We start from the raw sequence: 15684 nt of genomic DNA, 5'->3' as shown, positions 1-15684 counted from the left end.
CGCGTCACAGCCGGCCGATGTCGAGCGAGCCGCTGCCCGCCTGCGACTGGTCGGAGCGGCGCGCGCGGTCCAGGTACTCGTTCGCCTTCGTCGTCTCGGTCTCCAGGACGCCGATCGTCTGCGCCATGGAGTCGAGCGCCTGCGTCTTGAACGTCGAGATCGAGTCGAGCGTCGCGTAGATGTTGGCGAACGCCTGCTGGAGCTGCGGGAGGCCGACGGTCGCGCTCGCGGCCTGCTGCTGGATGCTCGCCGACTGGTCCGCCAGCATCTTCGAGGTCGACGCGATCATGTTCGACGTCGTCGTGTTGAGCGCCGTGATCTGGTCGAGCACGAGCTTCTGGTTCGCGAGCGCCTGCGCCACGATGACGGCGGTGCGCAGCGCCGAGATCGTCGTGGTCGTCGCGCGGTCGACGCCCTTGATGAGCTCGAGGTTGTTCTTCATGATGATGTCCATCGCGAGGTAGCCCTGGATGGACACCGCGAGCTGCGTGAGCAGGTCCTGGTGCTTCTGGCGCACGTAGAACAGCACGTCCTCGCGCAGCGCCTGGGCCCGCTCCGGGTCGCTCGCCTCGATCTCCGCGATCTTCGTGGACAGCTCGGTGTCGAGGCGCTCGGCGATGAAGATGTACTGGTTGAGCCGCGCCATCGTGTCCCAGAGGTTCTGCTTCTCCAGGTTGAGCGCCGCGTTGTCCTTGCGGAGCTCGTCCTGACCGTTGTAGAGCGACTGGACGATCGCGTTGAGCTGCTTCTGCGAGCTCTCGTAGCGGCGGAAGTAGTCCTGGAGCTTCCCGCCGAACGGGATGAGGCCCAGGAACTTCTTGCCGACGCTCGCCTCGCTCGGGTCGAGGTCCTCCACGGTGCGGCGCAGCTCGAGCAGCGACTTGCTCACCTTCGAGCTGTCGGACACGCCGCCCTCGCGCAGCTCCTTCACGGGCATCTCCAGCATGCGGTTGGAGACGTCGGCCGCGGCGCGGATGTCCTTGTCGCCCATCTTGCGGACGTCGTCCGCCTTCGCGCCGAACTCGGGGGAGCGGGTGTCCGTGGTCAGGAGCTGGTCGAGGTAGGACGACACCTTCGACTCGAGACCCGGGATGGCCGCCTCGTCGATGCGCGGCGCGAGCGCCGGGGCCTGGGTGGCCGCGACCGGCTTGACGGGCTCCGGGGCGCTGAGCGTGAGCGTCTCCGTCGGGGCGGGGGGCTGGAGCGGTGCTGCCTCGGTCATGTCGGTCCTTCGCTCGTGCGTGCCGTCGGACGCCGTCGGTGGCGGGTGGAGGACGCCCTCGCGGGCTCCCCCTCGACCCGGGCGAACCGGGTGGAACCGGCCTGCGCCGGTCGGGCGAGTATATCTACGACCGGTGGCCGGATCTTTACCCTTTCCGGGGATCGGGAGGGTGAGAACTCCCCATGTCAGACCAACGTTCGGGCCGCCGGCGAGTTCCGCCGTCGGCTCGCACGGGCACGTTCCGGGGACGCCCGGCTGTGCCGGACGTGAGCGGGACCCGGACGGCTGACGAGGCCTGGTCGCGGCCCACCTGCGCCCGTCGGTCGCTCAGGGTCGGCGATCTGGTCCTTGCGCTCCGTCGACGGCACGAGGCTCCCGCTCCTGCCGGTCGGACGTGAAGGCCTCGATCACGAGCTCCGCCGCGCGCACGCTCTCCTCGGGCACGTGCTCGTCGTAGAACCAGGTGCGGCCCTCACCGTCGGGGGTGAGCGCGACGGTCACCGCCTCCGCGAACGCCTCCCGCGCTGGACGGAGGGTCGGCCGCTCGCGGTCGAGCTCGACGACGACGAGGTCCCGGAGGTCGTCCTCCGAGAGGCCCAGCAGCGCGTCGAGCACGTGCCCGAGCTCGTGCCGCACCGTGGTGCGGACGTGCTGCTCGAGGAGCTCCCCATCGACGGCGTCGCCGTCGTCACCGTAGGCGGCGACGTCCTCGACGAGCCAGACCCGCGGCGCCTCCCCGGGCCGCACGATCGCGTCGGCGAAGCCCCACCACCCGACGCCGCCCGGGACGAACCGCCACCGCACGTCGCACACCGGCAGCCCGCGCGCCCCGAGCCGCTCGATCTCCTCCCACGCGATCGCGTTGACGACGCCCGCGACGTCGTCGGGCACGCACGACGTCCCGGGCGTCACGGGGGAGTAGGCGGCGAAGCGCGGGGGCGGGACGGTCGCGGGCAGGTCGGCGCTCGCGGTCGAGCCGACGAGCGTGGCCGGGACGGCGAGGAGGAGGGCAGCGCAGAGCGCGCGACGGCGAGCGTGCCCCCAGCGACCCACGTAGCGGAGAGAGGGACATGCGCCGTTCCTGATACCCGGGGTGCGAGACGGCCGCCTCGGCCGACACGAGCGTGTGGGGGATCGTCGCGCCGCAGGCGCTTCCAGGCTGGCCCGGGCGTGACGTGCCTCGCGCGGGGGGTCGCGCGTGGTCCCCCGAGCGGGACTCGAACCTGCACCCTACGGATTCTCAAGTTCGGAAGATGGAGACGAGGTTCAGGATATCTCCGACAACGACGGACGAGCTTGGGGTTGAGGGCGTGTTTCGCACGGCCCCGCGCCGGCCGCAGCCTGTTCAATGAGACGGGCCCGGTGGCCGCGGGCGATCAACGCGACGCGCCCGGGTGAAGTCTGGTCACAGGTTGGTCTCAGGTACTGGTGTACCAGGACGCGCGGCGGCGATGCTGCGAGCGTCGGGGGGAGCGGTTCCACCCGTGCGGAGAGGCACGACATGAAAATGTGGCAGAGGGCGACAGCGGCTGTCGCCACGGTTGGGCTGGGGCTCGCGGTCGCGGTCTCAGCGGCGGCACCGGCGAGCGCACGATGGGTTCCGGACGGGTACTACCTCACGAAGTACACCGGCGAGATCTGGCACGTCGACAGCGGCGCGGGTGAGATCTACCCGATCACGTACGACGAGTGGCGCAATGCGGGTTTCCCGTCTCCCAAGGCGGCCCCGACGAACTACGTGAAGTACTCGTGGGCCCCGAGCATCCACGCGGTCACGTTCTTCGACCCGGCTGACCCGAACGTGTGGCTCTGGGACGAGCTGAGCTTCGCGGACTGGTCGCGGGCGGGCAAGCCCGCTCCCCGCAACGCGGGGTGGATCGAAGGCTCGTACGTGTACAAGTGGGGCACGTCCGCCGAGATCTTGATCGAAGAGCCCAACGGCGGGGTGAACCACAAGCTCACCTACAACGAGTGGCGCGACACCGGGTTCAAGCCGTACGTGAACCGGGCCAACGAGGGCTTCGTCAAGTATTCCTGGGACTCGACCATCGTGCGGCTGACCAACATCTCCGCCGGCCAGGGCTACCGCCTGAGCTACGGCGAGTGGCAGGCCGAGGGCTTCCCCACACCGCAGGTCGTCAACCGGGTCAACGGCGACCAGGTCTACCAGAACTACGGCTCGCCGACGCTGTACTACGCGGGTCCGGGGCTCAACCGTGCGATCAACTACGCCGAATGGACCGCGATGGGTCAGCCCCGACCGATCGTCTACGGCGCGCCGGGGCGGCCGAGCTTCGACAAGGACTGCAAGGACTACCCGAGCCAGGCAGCTGCCCAGGCTGAGTACCGCCACTACTACTCCCTGTACGGCGACGTGTTCGGTCTCGACGCTGACAACGACGGCATCGCGTGCGAGAGCTACTTCGGCTGACGCGGTCGTGAACGTCGAGAAGCGCCCCGCCCTCCCGAAAGAGCGGGGCGCTTCGTCATGCCGCGGCAAGGTCAGGTGAATCGAGAGTCGTCGTGGCGCTTGGTTTCGCGCAAGTGCGTCACCGCGCCGCGCTCGTCGGCGGTCAGGGCCGTGATGGCGGGGGTGCGGTCCCGGCCGACGGCCGGGAAGGTCGGTGTCGAGGAGAGGCCGAGGTGGCGCAGCCACGCGTCGACGGCGGGGATCGCCATGATCCGGGCGAGCGATGCGGCAACGGCCGCGAGGACCGCGCCGACAGCGACCACTCAGGCGAGCCATGTGTCGGACACGAACTCGCCGAGCTCGTCGTGCAGGATCGCCGCGACGACGCGACGATGACCTTGCCCTCCCCAGGCCCATGCCGCCTATGTGACGCCGGGCACGTTGCGGCCGCCCGCCAAGAGCAGGTGAGATTGTGCGGTGCTGCCCAGCGTTTGCCCAGCAGGGCAGCGGCTCCGGCGCCGCTGACGTGCGTTCTGACAGGTCCGGCGTGGTGCCCCGAGCAGGACTCGAACCTGCAACCTACGGATTAGAAGGCCGTTGCTCTATCCATTGAGCTATCGAGGCGCGCGCCCATCGTAGTGGGAGCCGGGCGTGCTCGGGAGGTGGGGCCGCGGCGGTGGAACCGCAGGTCGGGTGGTCGTGCGTCGTCCGGCGCGTGCGTTTGGCGGGGCCCTCGACAGCGGTCACTATGAACCAGTGAGAACCCCAGACGCCGCCACGAGCGACGCGAGCGCCACCTCGGCCGGCCGGTCGCCGGGCTCGTGGCGTCCCGCTCAGGCGACCGAGGAGCTCGGTGTCACGGTCTTCGACGTCGCGCGCGACCTGCGCCGCGACGTGGCGGACGTGCGCCTCCCGCTCGCGATCGACGGCGCGACCGAGGCCGACGCCTCGCGCCGCCGTCTGCTGACCCAGCTCGACGAGCACCTGCTGCCGCGGCTGCGGGAGCTGTCGTCGCCCGCGATCGTGGTCATCGCGGGGTCGACGGGGGCGGGCAAGTCGACGCTGTACAACTCGCTGCTCGGCGAGGAGGTGTCGCAGGCGGGCGTGCTGCGGCCCACGACGCGCGAGCCGGTGCTCGCGTTCAACCCGCTCGACGCGGACGTCATCGTCGAGGGCCCGGTGACGCGCGTGGCGCGCGTGATCGACCACGACGGCGTGCCGCGCGGCACGGGCCTGCTCGACGCCCCGGACCTCGACTCGCTGCTGTCGGAGAACCGCGACACGGCCAGCCTGCTCCTCGAGGCGGCGGACCTGTGGCTGTTCGTCACCACGGCGTCGCGCTACGGCGACGCGCTGCCGTGGCAGGCGCTGTCGCGCGCGAAGGAGCGCGGCGCGAGCGTCGCGATGGTCCTCAACCGCGTCCCGCGCGAGACGCTCACGACGATCCGCGGTGACCTCCTCCAGCGGCTGCGCGACCACGGCATGGACGGCGTGCCGCTGTTCGTCGTGCCCGACGTCGGCCCGCACGAGGGCCTGCTCGACCGCTCGGTCGTCGCGCCGGTCGCGCGCTGGCTGACGATGCTCGCGGGCCCGGACCGCTCCCGCGCGGTGATCGTGCGCACGCTCAAGGGGTCGCTCGCGGCCCTGCCCGACTGGGTCACCGGCGTCTCGGACGCGGTGGAGGAGCAGGTCGAGGCCGCGGCGGACCTGCGTTCCGCCGTCGAGCGGGCGCTGCCGCCCGTGCAGGAGACCGTGCGCCGCACCGCGCGGGACGGTGCCGTCGCGCACGGGTCGCTCGAGGCGCGCTGGGCCCAGGTGACGGGTGCCGGGCGGGTCGACCGCGTCAAGGTGCGGGGCGGCGTCGTGCGGTCGTCCCGCCGCCGGGGCCGCGCGCGCGACCTGGTGCTCGCCCCGCTGCTCGACGAGACCCGCGACGCGGCGCGCCGCACGCTCGCCGCGGACGGCGTCCTCGCGTACGAGGCGCTGCGCGCGGCGCTCGACGGCGACCGCCCGCTGCCCGGCGGGGCCGACGTCCTGCCCGCCGAGGACGCCGCCGCCGCGCGCCGGGAGGCGTCCGCGACGACCCAGGTGCAGCAGTGGGCGACGCGCGCCGAGCACGTGGTGGCCGCGCTCGGGGCGCCGTCGGCGTCGGAGGCGGGCCGTGCCGCGGTGAAGGCGTTCGGGGAGACGGGCGTCGCGGCGCTGCTCCTCGCCGGCGCGGCAGGGAACGACGACGCCGCCCGGCTCGTGCGGACCGTGCTCGCCGACGAGGGCGACGAGGCGGTCGCCGCGCTGCGCGACGACCTCGCCGACCGGGCCGCGACCATGGTCGAGCGGGAGGCGGAGCCCGTCCTCACGACGCTCGCCGACCCCGCGCTCGCCGCGGACGCCGCCGTCGGCCTGCGCCTACGACTCGCCGAGCTGAGGAGGCTCATGTGACGTCCCACGACGCCCAGCTGCGCGCCCGGGTCGACGACCTCGCGCGCGCGGTGGACCTCGCGGGCGACCGCCTCGACCCCGCCGTCGCGGCCCAGGTCCGCGACGCGATCGGCGGCGTGCGCGAACGCCTCGCGCTCGGCGTCGACCACACCGTCGTCGCGCTCGCGGGCGGCACCGGGTCGGGCAAGTCGAGCCTCTTCAACCGGGTGTCGCGCCTCGACTTCGCCGACGTCGGCGTCAAGCGGCCCACGACGGCCCGGGTCACGGCGTGCTCGTGGAGCGACGCCGCGACGGCGCTGCTCGACTGGCTCGACGTCGACCCCGAGCGTCGTATCACGCGCGACGGCGAGCTCGACGCCGAGGACGAGTCGGCGCTCGGCGGCCTCGTCCTGCTCGACCTCCCGGACCACGACTCGATCGAGCCCGCCCACCGCGCGGTCGTCGACCGGGTGCTGCCGCTCGTCGACCTGCTCGTGTGGGTCGTCGACCCGCAGAAGTACGCCGACGACGCGCTGCACTCGGGCTACCTGCAGAAGTCGACGGGGCTCGAAGGCTCCATGGTCGTCGCGCTCAACCAGATCGACACCGTCCCCGAGGCGCGCCGCGCGTCGCTCGTCGAGGACATGGGCCGCCTCCTGCAGGAGGACGGGCTCGACGGCGTCTACGTCACCACCGTCTCCGCGCGCACCGGCGAGGGCCTGGACGAGCTGCGGTCGCTGCTCGAGCAGGCGGTCGCGCGACGCAGCGTCGCCGCGAGCCGCGTCGCGGGCGAGCTCGACCGCGCCGGGGCGCTCCTCCTGGAGCAGCTCCCGGGCGACGTCCCGTGGACGATGAGCACGGCCGTCGAGGAGGAGGTCGACGCGCTCGCCGACGCCACGGGCCTCGCCGCGGTCGCGGGTCAGGTCGGCGCGGCCGTGCGCAACGGGTACGGGCGGCCCGAGTTCTCGCCGCCGCAGCCCGACGCCGTCGCCCTGTCGCGCTCGCGCTGGCTCGCGCGCGCCGGGCGCTCGCTGCGGTCCGGCTGGCAGAAGGCCCTCGACGAGGCCGTCGCGCCGTCTCCGCGCGTCGCCGAGGCGACGCGGTCCGCGCTCGCGAAGATCCCCCTCGACACGCGCGGGCCGTCGTCCTCGCGCCCCACGCGGCGCGCGGCCTGGTCGGCGCTCGCGGTCGGGGTCGTGGCGGGGGTCCTGGCGGTGCTCGGGTCGCTGCGCGTGCTCGACCTCGGGCGCACGCTCGTCACGGTGTGCGCGGTCGTGGCGGCGGTCGCCGTCCTGGGCGCCGTGGTCGCGTTCCTCGTCGCGCTCCAGGTGCGGCGCACGCTCGCCCGTCGCCGGGAGCAGCAGGTCCTCGCCTCGGGGCGCGGCGCGATCGAGCGCGTCGTGCAGGACGCGATGGGCCGGCCCACCCAGGAGCTCCTCGACCTGCACCGGCAGGTGCGCGAGCTGGCGCAGTCCGCGCGGGACAAGACGCCTGCCGCGCCGCTCACCGGGGCACTACGGCTACCCCCAGGCATGGACGGCGCAGGCTCGTCCACAGGCGAGGGCCCGACGCCGGACGGCACCGCCGCTCCCACCGCACCCTGAGGCGGTGGCCGGGACCAGCCCGGCCGTCGACCTCAGGAGGAACCATGCCCGGTGACGTCACGGTCACGCTGTCCGGCTTCGTCGCGACCACGCCCACGCTGTTCCGCTCGCAGTCGGGCAACGACTTCACGAGCTTCCGGATCGCCCAGACCCGGCGCTACCTCGACCGCGAGCGTGGCGAGTGGGTCGACGGCCGCACGCTGTGGTTCACGGTCAAGGTGTGGAAGAACACCGCGCGCAACGTCGCGCTCTCGCTCCACAAGGGCGACCCGGTCGTCGTCACGGGTCGGCTCTCGCTCGACGAGTGGGACGGCCCGGACGGCCCGCGCACGAGCCTCGTCGTCGAGGCGACGGCGCTCGGCCCGGACCTCACGCTCGGCGAGGCGCGGTTCACGCGCACGGTGCACCGGCGCGACGACGACGCCACGCGCCGCACCGAGGGCGGCCCCGCCGACGTGGCCGACGGCGACCCGCCCGCCCCGGCCGGCACGCTCGACCCGACCGGCGGGCCTGGCGCCGCAGGCGGGGGCGACGCGGGCGGGGGCCCGGGCGACGGCCGCGGTGAGCCTGTCCCCGGTGAGCCCGCGCTCGACGAGCCTGCCGACGACGACCCGTGGGCGGCGGCGGAGGTCGCCGCGGCGCTGGGCGGGGAGCCCGGCGCGGTGGGTCCCGCCGACGACCAGCGCGTCGCCGTCGCGTCCCCTGCCACGGGCGACTCCGGCGCCGCGCCCGTCGGGGACGGCCCGCCCGTCGGGGACGGCCCGCGCGGCGCGGGTGGCCCCGCGGGCGCCCGTGCGCCGCGTGCCCGCACCGCCCGGAAGGGGAGCGTGACGGCGGCCGCCTGAGCCGTGGGACGGGGCGGCGTCGTGACCTTCGACCGGTCGCGGCGCCGTCGGGCGCGTCCCGGCGGCCCGACCGCGTAGGCTGAGTGGTCGACGAATCCCGTACCTCTCCCGACCGAAACGGTGGAACGACAGGCTGTGGCTGAGTTCATCTACTCCATGTACAAGGCGCGCAAGGCGCACGGAGACAAGGTCATCCTCGACGACGTCTCCCTGAACTTCCTGCCCGGCGCCAAGATCGGCGTCGTGGGCCCCAACGGCGCCGGGAAGTCCACGATCCTCAAGATCATGGCCGGCCTGGACACGCCGTCGAACGGTGAGGCGCGCCTCTCCCCGGGGTACAGCGTCGGCATCCTGCTCCAGGAGCCGCCGCTCAACGAGGAGAAGACTGTGCTCGGCAACGTCCAGGAGGCCGTTGCCGACATCCTCGCCAAGAAGCAGCGCTTCGACGAGATCTCCGCGCTCATGGCGGAGCCCGACGCGGACTTCGACGCGCTCCTCGCCGAGATGGGCACGCTCCAGGAGGCGATCGACGCCGCCGACGCGTGGGACCTCGACTCGCAGCTCGAGCAGGCGATGGACGCGCTGCGCTGCCCGCCGCCGGACGCCGACGTGTCGGTGCTCTCCGGCGGTGAGCGACGCCGCGTCGCGCTGTGCAAGCTCCTGCTCGAGAAGCCCGACCTGCTGCTGCTCGACGAGCCCACGAACCACCTGGACGCCGAGTCCGTGCTGTGGCTCGAGCAGCACCTCGCGACGTACCCGGGTGCGATCCTCGCCGTCACGCACGACCGCTACTTCCTCGACCACGTCGCGGAGTGGATCTGCGAGGTCGACCGCGGGCGCCTCTACCCGTACGAGGGCAACTACTCGACGTACCTGGAGAAGAAGCAGGAGCGTCTCCAGGTCCAGGGCAAGAAGGACGCCAAGCTCGCCAAGCGACTGAAGGACGAGCTCGAGTGGGTCCGCTCGAACGCGAAGGGCCGCCAGACCAAGTCGAAGGCGCGTCTCGCCCGCTACGAGGAGATGGCTGCCGAGGCCGAGCGCACGAGGAAGCTCGACTTCGAGGAGATCCAGATCCCGCCGGGCCCGCGCCTGGGCAACCTGGTCCTCGAGGCGTCGAACCTCCAGAAGGGCTTCGACGGGCGCCAGCTCATCGACGGCCTGAGCTTCACGCTGCCGCGCAACGGCATCGTCGGTGTCATCGGCCCCAACGGCGTCGGCAAGACGACGCTGTTCAAGACGATCGTCGGGCTCGAGCCGCTGGACGGCGGCGAGCTCAAGGTCGGCGAGACCGTGTCGATCTCGTACGTCGACCAGTCGCGCGGCGGCATCGACCCGAAGAAGACGCTGTGGGAGGTCGTGTCCGACGGCCTCGACTTCATCAAGGTCGGCAACGTCGAGATCCCGTCGCGCGCGTACGTCGCGTCGTTCGGGTTCAAGGGCCCGGACCAGCAGAAGCCCGCAGGCGTCCTGTCCGGTGGTGAGCGCAACCGCCTCAACCTCGCGCTGACGCTCAAGCAGGGCGGCAACCTCCTGCTGCTCGACGAGCCGACGAACGACCTCGACGTCGAGACCCTGGGCTCGCTCGAGAACGCGCTGCTCGAGTTCCCCGGCTGCGCCGTCGTGGTGTCCCACGACCGGTGGTTCCTCGACCGCGTGGCGACCCACATCCTCGCGTACGAGGGCACCGAGGAGAACCCGGCGAGCTGGTACTGGTTCGAGGGCAACTTCGCCTCCTACGAGGAGAACAAGGTGGAGCGTCTCGGCGCGGAGGCGGCCCGTCCGCACCGCGTGACGTACCGCAAGCTCACGCGCGACTGAACTACCGTCGTCGCACGGCTCGGCACGACGCCGGGCGGGACCCGTTCCCGCCCGGCGTCGGCGCGTCCAGGCCCGTCCTGGCAGGCCGAGCCGGCGGGAAGGTCGTGCCGTCGGGCTCGCGAGCCGTCAGCCCGTCCAGACCTCCAGGCGCCCAGCCGTCAGGACCTCGGCGTTCCAGCGGGACGGACCGTCCCCGCCGTCCGTGGCGGCTCGGCGACGCGGAAAGGCGTTGACGCGCGCTGCGGCCGGTCGCGAGGATCCCTCGGCATGACCCTCGACCTCGCCCCCTCGCGCGTGCGCCCCTCCTGGCCCGACCTCCCGGCGGCGGTCCGCGCTGCCGTCGAGACCCGGCTGAGTGCCGGCGTCTCGGGCTGGACGAGCCACGACGGCGGCTACTCGCAGGGGCTCGCGTCGACGCTCCGGACCGACGCGGGCGACGTGTTCGTCAAGGCGGTCGGGCCCGAGCACCCCTTCACCGCCGACCTGTACCGCCGCGAGGCGCGGACCGCGCGGGCGCTGCCCGCCGGGACACCGGCGCCTGCGCTCCGCTGGGTGCTCGACGACGACCTCGACGGTGCGGGGCCCTGGGTCGCGCTGGCGTTCGACGCCGTGCCCGGCCGGGCCGTCGCTACGCCGTGGCGCGACGACGAGCTCGCGGCGGTCACGGATCTCGCGCGCCGCATCGGCGAGGTCGAGGTGCCCGCCGACTCCCCGCTCCCGCGCTTCGCGGACACGGTGGAGTGGCGCGAGTGGGAGGACCTCGCGGACCGTCGTCCGGCGGGCCTGGGCACGTACGACCCGTGGGTCGCGGACCGCCTCGACCGGCTCGCCGTGCTGGCGGAGTCGTGGCCCGAGGCCACGGCGGGGGACCACCTCGTCCACGGCGACCTCCGGGGCGACAACACGGTGCTCGTCGACCGTGCGGCCGTCGCGGTCGACTGGCCGTGCGCCGCGCGGGGTGCCGCGTTCTGCGACGCGGTCGGCATGCTCCCGGCCGTGCAGGTCGAGGGCGGTCCGCCGCCCGAGGAGATGCTGCGGCGTCACCCTCTGCCGCGCGACGTCGAGCCCGACGCCGTGACCTCCTACCTCGCTGCGCTGACCGGCTACTTCCTCAAGTCCTCGCTCGACCCGGCGCCGCCGGGCATCCCGCACCTGCGCGCGTTCCAGCGGGCGCAGGCCGAGGTCGGGGTCGCGTGGCTCCGGCACCGCCTGGGGGAGTGACCCTCTGCGAGACCGGCTCGTGCGGTCGCGGTCGACCCTCGCAGGGGCGGTCTCGACCCTTGCGCGTCGATGTCGGGGGGTGCGGGGACGGTCCTCTCGTGTCCCATCGGGCCTGGCCAGCGGCATTCCGGCAGACTGACGGGATGACGGCCAGCGGTGACTCCGGAGACGACGCGGTCCGTCCGGACGCGCCGACCCCCGACGGCACGCGCCCCGATGGCACGCGCCCCGACGGACCGCGCGCCGGCGGGGTCGCGGCGAGCGCCTCGGCGACCACGGGGCTCGTCGAGGCGCTGGAGATCCTGCGGGGGCGGCTCGCCGCCACGCGGCTCCCGCTCGACCTGCCCGGTGCGGCGCTCGCGCGCGAGGACCTCGGCCTCGCGGTCCACCAGCTCGACGACTACCTGCTGCCCCGCCTGCGCTCGCACGCGGCGCCGCTGCTCGTCGTCGTCGGCGGGTCGACCGGAGCGGGGAAGTCGACGCTCGTGAACTCCCTCCTCGGCGAGCACGTCTCGGCGCCCGGCGTGCTGCGCCCGACGACGCGCGCGCCCGTCCTCGTCCACCACCCGCTCGACGAGCGCTGGTTCTCGACCGACCGCGTGCTGCCCGGGCTCGCGCGCGTGAGCGAGCACGGCGCGCGGTCCGCAGCCCCCGGCACCCCGACCGGCACCCCGACCGGTCCCGGGACCAGGCCCGGCGAGCCCGCCACGCCGCCCGACCCGACGCGCACGCTGCGCCTCGTCGCGAGCGACGCGCTGCCGCAGGGCCTCGCGCTCGTGGACGCGCCCGACGTCGACTCCGTGGAGACGGCGAACCGCGAGCTCGCCGCGCAGCTCCTCGCCGCGGCCGACCTGTGGCTGTTCGTCACGACGGCCGCCCGCTACGCCGACGCCGTCCCGTGGGACCTCCTGCACCGTGCCGCCGAGCGCCGCGCGCAGGTCGCGATGGTCCTCGACCGGGTCGACCCGGGCACCGAGGCCGTGGCGGACGACCTGCGCCGGATGATGGACGAGAACGGCCTCGACGCCGCGACGCTCTTCGTCGTGGGGGAGTCCGAGCTCGTCGACGGCTTCCTCCCCGAGCGGGCGGTCGCCGCGGTGGCGTCGTGGCTGTCCGCGCTCGGGGCGGACGGCGACGAGCGGGACCGCGTCGCGACCGCGACGCGCGACGGGGTCGTGGACGACCTCGTGCGCCGGGCGGTCCTCGTGGCGGGTGCGGCCGACGCGCAGGCGGCGTCGGACGCGCGCCTGCGCGCCGTCGTCGAGCGCGCGTACGACGAGGCGGCGACGACCGTGGACGCGGCGACGAGCGACGGGGCGCTGCTGCGCGGCGAGGTGCTCGCGCGCTGGCAGGACTTCGTGGGCACGAGCGAGCTGTTCCGCTCCGTCGAGCAGGGCGTCGGCCGGGTCCGCGACGCGCTCGCGGCGTTCTTCCGCGGGCGTCCGGCGCAGGCGCCGCAGGTCGAGCAGGCGATCGCGCACGGCCTGGAGGCGGTGGTCCTGGACGCGACGGACGTCGCGGCCGAGCGCGCCTACGGCGGGTGGCGCGCGGACCCGGCGGGGTCGGCCCTGCTCGACGGGCTCGACCTGGCGCGGTCGTCCGCGGGCGTGCGGGCGCGCGTCGCGGAGGAGATCCGGGGCTGGCAGTCCGACGTCCTCGACCTCGTGCGCGAGCAGGGCGCGGGCAAGCGCGGCGCCGCGCGGGCGTTGTCCTTCGGCATCAACGGGCTGGGGCTGAGCCTCATGGTCGTCGTGTTCGCCTCGACCGGCGGTCTGACCGGCGCCGAGGTCGGGATCGCGGGCGGGACGGCGATCCTCGCGCAGAAGCTCCTGGAGGCCGTGTTCGGCGACGACGCGGTGCGGCGTCTGACGCGGACCGCGCGCGAGCGGCTCGCGGAGCGGGTGCGCGTGGTGCTCGACGACGAGGCGCTGCGCTACACCGCGCAGCTCGACGCGCTCGGGACGGCCGACGCCGACGAGACCGCCCACTCCGTGCTCGAGGCGGCGCGCGCGGTCGAGGCGGCGGCCCGGGTCGAGCGGTCCGCACGCCCTGCCGTCGCGCCCGGTGCGGACGGCGGCCGGACCGCCGTGGGTCGGCACGCCGCGCGTCTCCTGCGGGGCGCGGGGTGGACGCCCCCGCCTCCGGACGAGCCCGCGGTCGCGCCGGGGGACGAGGCGGCCGAGCCGGCCCGGCGACCCGGGTTCTGGCGCCGCCTGCTGGGGGGTGAGCAGGCATGACGATCGACCTCGCGGCGCGCACGACCGCGCTGGAGACCGCCGTGCGTGCGGGGGAGGGACGCGTCGACGCCGACCTGCTCGCCGACGCACGGACCGTCGTGGCCCGCGCACGCGAGCGGGCCGGGCTCTCGGCCGACCACACCGTCGTCGCGCTCGCGGGCGCGACCGGCTCCGGCAAGTCGTCGGTGTTCAACGCGCTCGCGGGCACCGAGCTCGCGACGGTCGGGGTGCAGCGGCCCACGACGGCCCACCCGCTCGCCGCGGTGTGGGGCGCGTCGGGACCCGCCGCCGGCCCGGCGGGACCGGCCGCCCTCCTCGACTGGCTCGAGGTGCGGCGGCGCCACGAGATGGGCACCCCGCTCACGTCCGGCGACCCGGGCGACGCGCGCGCGGGCGGCGGCCTGCGCGCGCTCCTGCGTGGTCGCCGCGCGGGTGAGCTGACGAGCGGCCTCGTGCTGCTCGACCTGCCCGACCACGACTCGGTCGTCGTCGAGCACCGCGTGCGCGCGGAACGCCTCGTCGAGCGGGCAGACCTGCTCGTGTGGGTCGTCGACCCGCAGAAGTACGCGGACGCCGCGCTGCACGAGCGCTACCTGCGTCCGCTCGCGGGGCACGGGTCGGTCGTCGTCCTCGTGCTCAACCAGGTGGACCGGCTCACGCCCGCCGACGCCGACGCGTGCCTCGCCGACCTGCGCCGGCTCGCTGCCGAGGACGGGCTCGCCGACGCGCGCGTGCTCGGCGTCTCGGCCCGCACCGGCCAGGGCCTGGACGAGCTGCGGGGGCTGCTCGCGGACGCCGCGGCCCGGCGGCGCGCGTCGAACGACCGGCTCGCGGCCGACGTGCGCGCGGTCGCGCGCCGCGTCGCCGCGGCGTGCGGGGAGCCCGTCCCGGAGCGCGCGGCGCGCCGCGCGCGCGACGGCCTCGTCGATGCCCTGGAGGCCGCGGCGGGCGTCCCGACGGTCGTCGCCGCCGTGCGCGGCTCGGCCGTGCGGGACGCGCGCGCCGCGACGGGCTGGCCCGTGACGCGCTGGGTCGGCCGGTTCCGGCCCGACCCGCTGCGCCGCATCGGGCTGCGCACCGGCCCTGCGCCGGGCTCGGCCCGCGCGCGGGCGGCGAAGGAGCTGGGCACGGGCGAGAGCGCGAGCCGGCCCGAGCTCGCGCGGACCTCGCTCCCGGCGGTCGGTGCCGCGCTGCGGGCCGGTGCCCAGACGGCGGTGCGCGACTACGCGGCCGAGGCCACCGCGGGCGTGCCGGACGACTGGGCGCTCGCGGTGCGCCGTCGGGCGTCCGAGGGTGCGGCCGACCTCGCCGACGCGCTCGACCAGGCCGTCGCGGGGACGGAGCTCGAGGCGGCCCGCCGTCCGGTGTGGTGGCGCGTCGTCGGCGCGTTCCAGTGGCTCGTGCTCGCGGCGCTCGTCGTGGGCCTGCTGTGGCTCGCCGCGCTGTGGGGGTTCACCTACCTGCGCCTGCCCGAGCCGCCGACGCCGGTCCTCACGCTCGGCGGCCCGGGCGCCCCGGAGCTGCCGTGGCCGACGCTCCTCGCCCTCGGCGGGATCGTCGTGGGCGTGCTCGTCGCGCTCGTGTCCCGCGTCGCGGCCGCGGTGGGCGGACGACGGCGGGCGGCGCGCGCCCGACGGCGGCTGCGCGACGCCGTCGGCCAGGTGGCCGACCGACTCGTGCGGCTCCCCGTGGGCGAGGAGCTCTCCGCGCTCGCGAGCTGCCGCGCCGCGGCCCTCGTCGCCGCGTCCTGACCACCCCACCCCCTCCTGGCGCCGAGCACGATGTTGCCGTCGTCTTAGCGCCCAGGACGACGGCAACCTCGTGCTCGGCGCGGAGGAGCCTCGTGGTCGGCGGGCCGGTGGAGAATGGACCCGGTCCGGTGACCGGGGCATCTGCCCGCCGGCCGCGC

Annotated in this window: 11 protein-coding genes and 1 tRNA gene; 8 read left to right on the top strand and 4 right to left on the bottom strand. The window is 74.7% G+C overall.

Annotated features, from left to right (window positions below; all coding sequences use genetic code 11):
• Positions 1 to 4 precede the first annotated feature (4 nt).
• Both MT994_RS14920 and MT994_RS14915 read right to left on the bottom strand, forming a co-directional pair.
• A complete protein-coding gene (locus MT994_RS14920) occupies positions 5 to 1222 on the bottom strand; it encodes a toxic anion resistance protein (RefSeq protein ID WP_021482025.1) in 1218 nt (405 codons plus the stop codon).
• Between the two features lie 327 nt (positions 1223 to 1549).
• Positions 1550 to 2275, bottom strand: a complete 726-nt coding sequence (locus tag MT994_RS14915; protein WP_354806877.1) for a hypothetical protein — start codon at positions 2273 to 2275, stop codon at positions 1550 to 1552.
• Positions 2276 to 2723: 448 nt separating this feature from the next.
• On the opposite strand from MT994_RS14915, the gene MT994_RS14910 reads away from it, so the two are divergent.
• Positions 2724 to 3653 carry an excalibur calcium-binding domain-containing protein gene (locus MT994_RS14910; RefSeq protein WP_198947341.1) on the top strand — a complete coding sequence of 310 codons (930 nt, stop codon included), beginning with the start codon at positions 2724 to 2726 and terminating at the stop codon, positions 3651 to 3653.
• Positions 3654 to 3724: 71 nt separating this feature from the next.
• Here MT994_RS14910 and MT994_RS14905 read toward each other — a convergent pair whose 3' ends face one another.
• Both MT994_RS14905 and MT994_RS14900 read right to left on the bottom strand, forming a co-directional pair.
• Positions 3725 to 3955, bottom strand: a complete 231-nt coding sequence (locus tag MT994_RS14905; protein ID WP_354806875.1) for a hypothetical protein — start codon at positions 3953 to 3955, stop codon at positions 3725 to 3727.
• A 225-nt stretch (positions 3956 to 4180) separates the two neighbouring features.
• Positions 4181 to 4256, bottom strand: a tRNA-Arg gene (locus MT994_RS14900).
• A gap of 132 nt (positions 4257 to 4388) precedes the next feature.
• On the opposite strand from MT994_RS14900, the gene MT994_RS14895 reads away from it, so the two are divergent.
• The 7 genes from MT994_RS14895 (at position 4389) to MT994_RS14865 (ending at position 15526) form a co-directional block, all read left to right on the top strand.
• Positions 4389 to 6071: a GTPase gene (locus tag MT994_RS14895; RefSeq protein ID WP_354806873.1), complete on the top strand. Its 1683-nt coding sequence runs from the start codon at positions 4389 to 4391 to the stop codon at positions 6069 to 6071.
• Complete coding sequence (locus tag MT994_RS14890) at positions 6068 to 7654, top strand: ABC transporter (RefSeq protein WP_354806871.1); 1587 nt, start codon at positions 6068 to 6070, stop codon at positions 7652 to 7654. Before MT994_RS14895 ends, MT994_RS14890 begins: the two co-directional genes overlap by 4 nt.
• Before the next feature lie 44 nt (positions 7655 to 7698).
• Positions 7699 to 8499, top strand: a complete 801-nt coding sequence (locus tag MT994_RS14885) for a single-stranded DNA-binding protein (RefSeq protein ID WP_354806870.1) — start codon at positions 7699 to 7701, stop codon at positions 8497 to 8499.
• 135 nt (positions 8500 to 8634) lie between these two features.
• Positions 8635 to 10317: an energy-dependent translational throttle protein EttA gene (ettA, locus tag MT994_RS14880; RefSeq protein ID WP_021483138.1), complete on the top strand. Its 1683-nt coding sequence runs from the start codon at positions 8635 to 8637 to the stop codon at positions 10315 to 10317.
• Between the two features lie 267 nt (positions 10318 to 10584).
• Positions 10585 to 11538 (top strand): aminoglycoside phosphotransferase family protein, encoded by a 954-nt coding sequence (locus MT994_RS14875; protein ID WP_354806868.1) that lies wholly within the window; start codon positions 10585 to 10587, stop codon positions 11536 to 11538.
• 143 nt (positions 11539 to 11681) lie between these two features.
• Positions 11682 to 13775, top strand: coding sequence for a dynamin family protein (locus MT994_RS14870; RefSeq protein WP_354806867.1), 2094 nt, complete (start codon positions 11682 to 11684; stop codon positions 13773 to 13775).
• On the top strand, positions 13772 to 15526 hold the full coding sequence (locus MT994_RS14865) for a GTPase (RefSeq protein WP_354806866.1): 1755 nt from the start codon (positions 13772 to 13774) through the stop codon (positions 15524 to 15526). The genes MT994_RS14870 and MT994_RS14865 overlap by 4 nt, the downstream gene beginning before the upstream one ends.
• Positions 15527 to 15684: the final 158 nt, after the last annotated feature.

This window comes from Cellulosimicrobium sp. MI9406, from assembly GCF_040595865.1.
Lineage (GTDB): Bacteria > Actinomycetota > Actinomycetes > Actinomycetales > Cellulomonadaceae > Cellulosimicrobium > Cellulosimicrobium funkei.
The sequence above is the reverse complement of the archived record's forward strand: the minus strand, read 5'-3'. Positions and strand labels throughout refer to the sequence as shown.

Excerpts from the sequence above, each read along its gene's own strand:
- MT994_RS14865 (WP_354806866.1), top strand. The coding sequence starts at position 13,772 with ATGACGATCGACCTCGCGGCGCGCACGACCGCGCTGGAGACCGCCGTG.
- MT994_RS14885 (WP_354806870.1), top strand. The coding sequence starts at position 7,699 with ATGCCCGGTGACGTCACGGTCACGCTGTCCGGCTTCGTCGCGACCACG.
- MT994_RS14910 (WP_198947341.1), top strand. The coding sequence starts at position 2,724 with ATGAAAATGTGGCAGAGGGCGACAGCGGCTGTCGCCACGGTTGGGCTG.
- MT994_RS14870 (WP_354806867.1), top strand. The coding sequence starts at position 11,682 with ATGACGGCCAGCGGTGACTCCGGAGACGACGCGGTCCGTCCGGACGCG.
- MT994_RS14875 (WP_354806868.1), top strand. The coding sequence starts at position 10,585 with ATGACCCTCGACCTCGCCCCCTCGCGCGTGCGCCCCTCCTGGCCCGAC.
- MT994_RS14920 (WP_021482025.1), bottom strand. The coding sequence starts at position 1,222 with ATGACCGAGGCAGCACCGCTCCAGCCCCCCGCCCCGACGGAGACGCTC.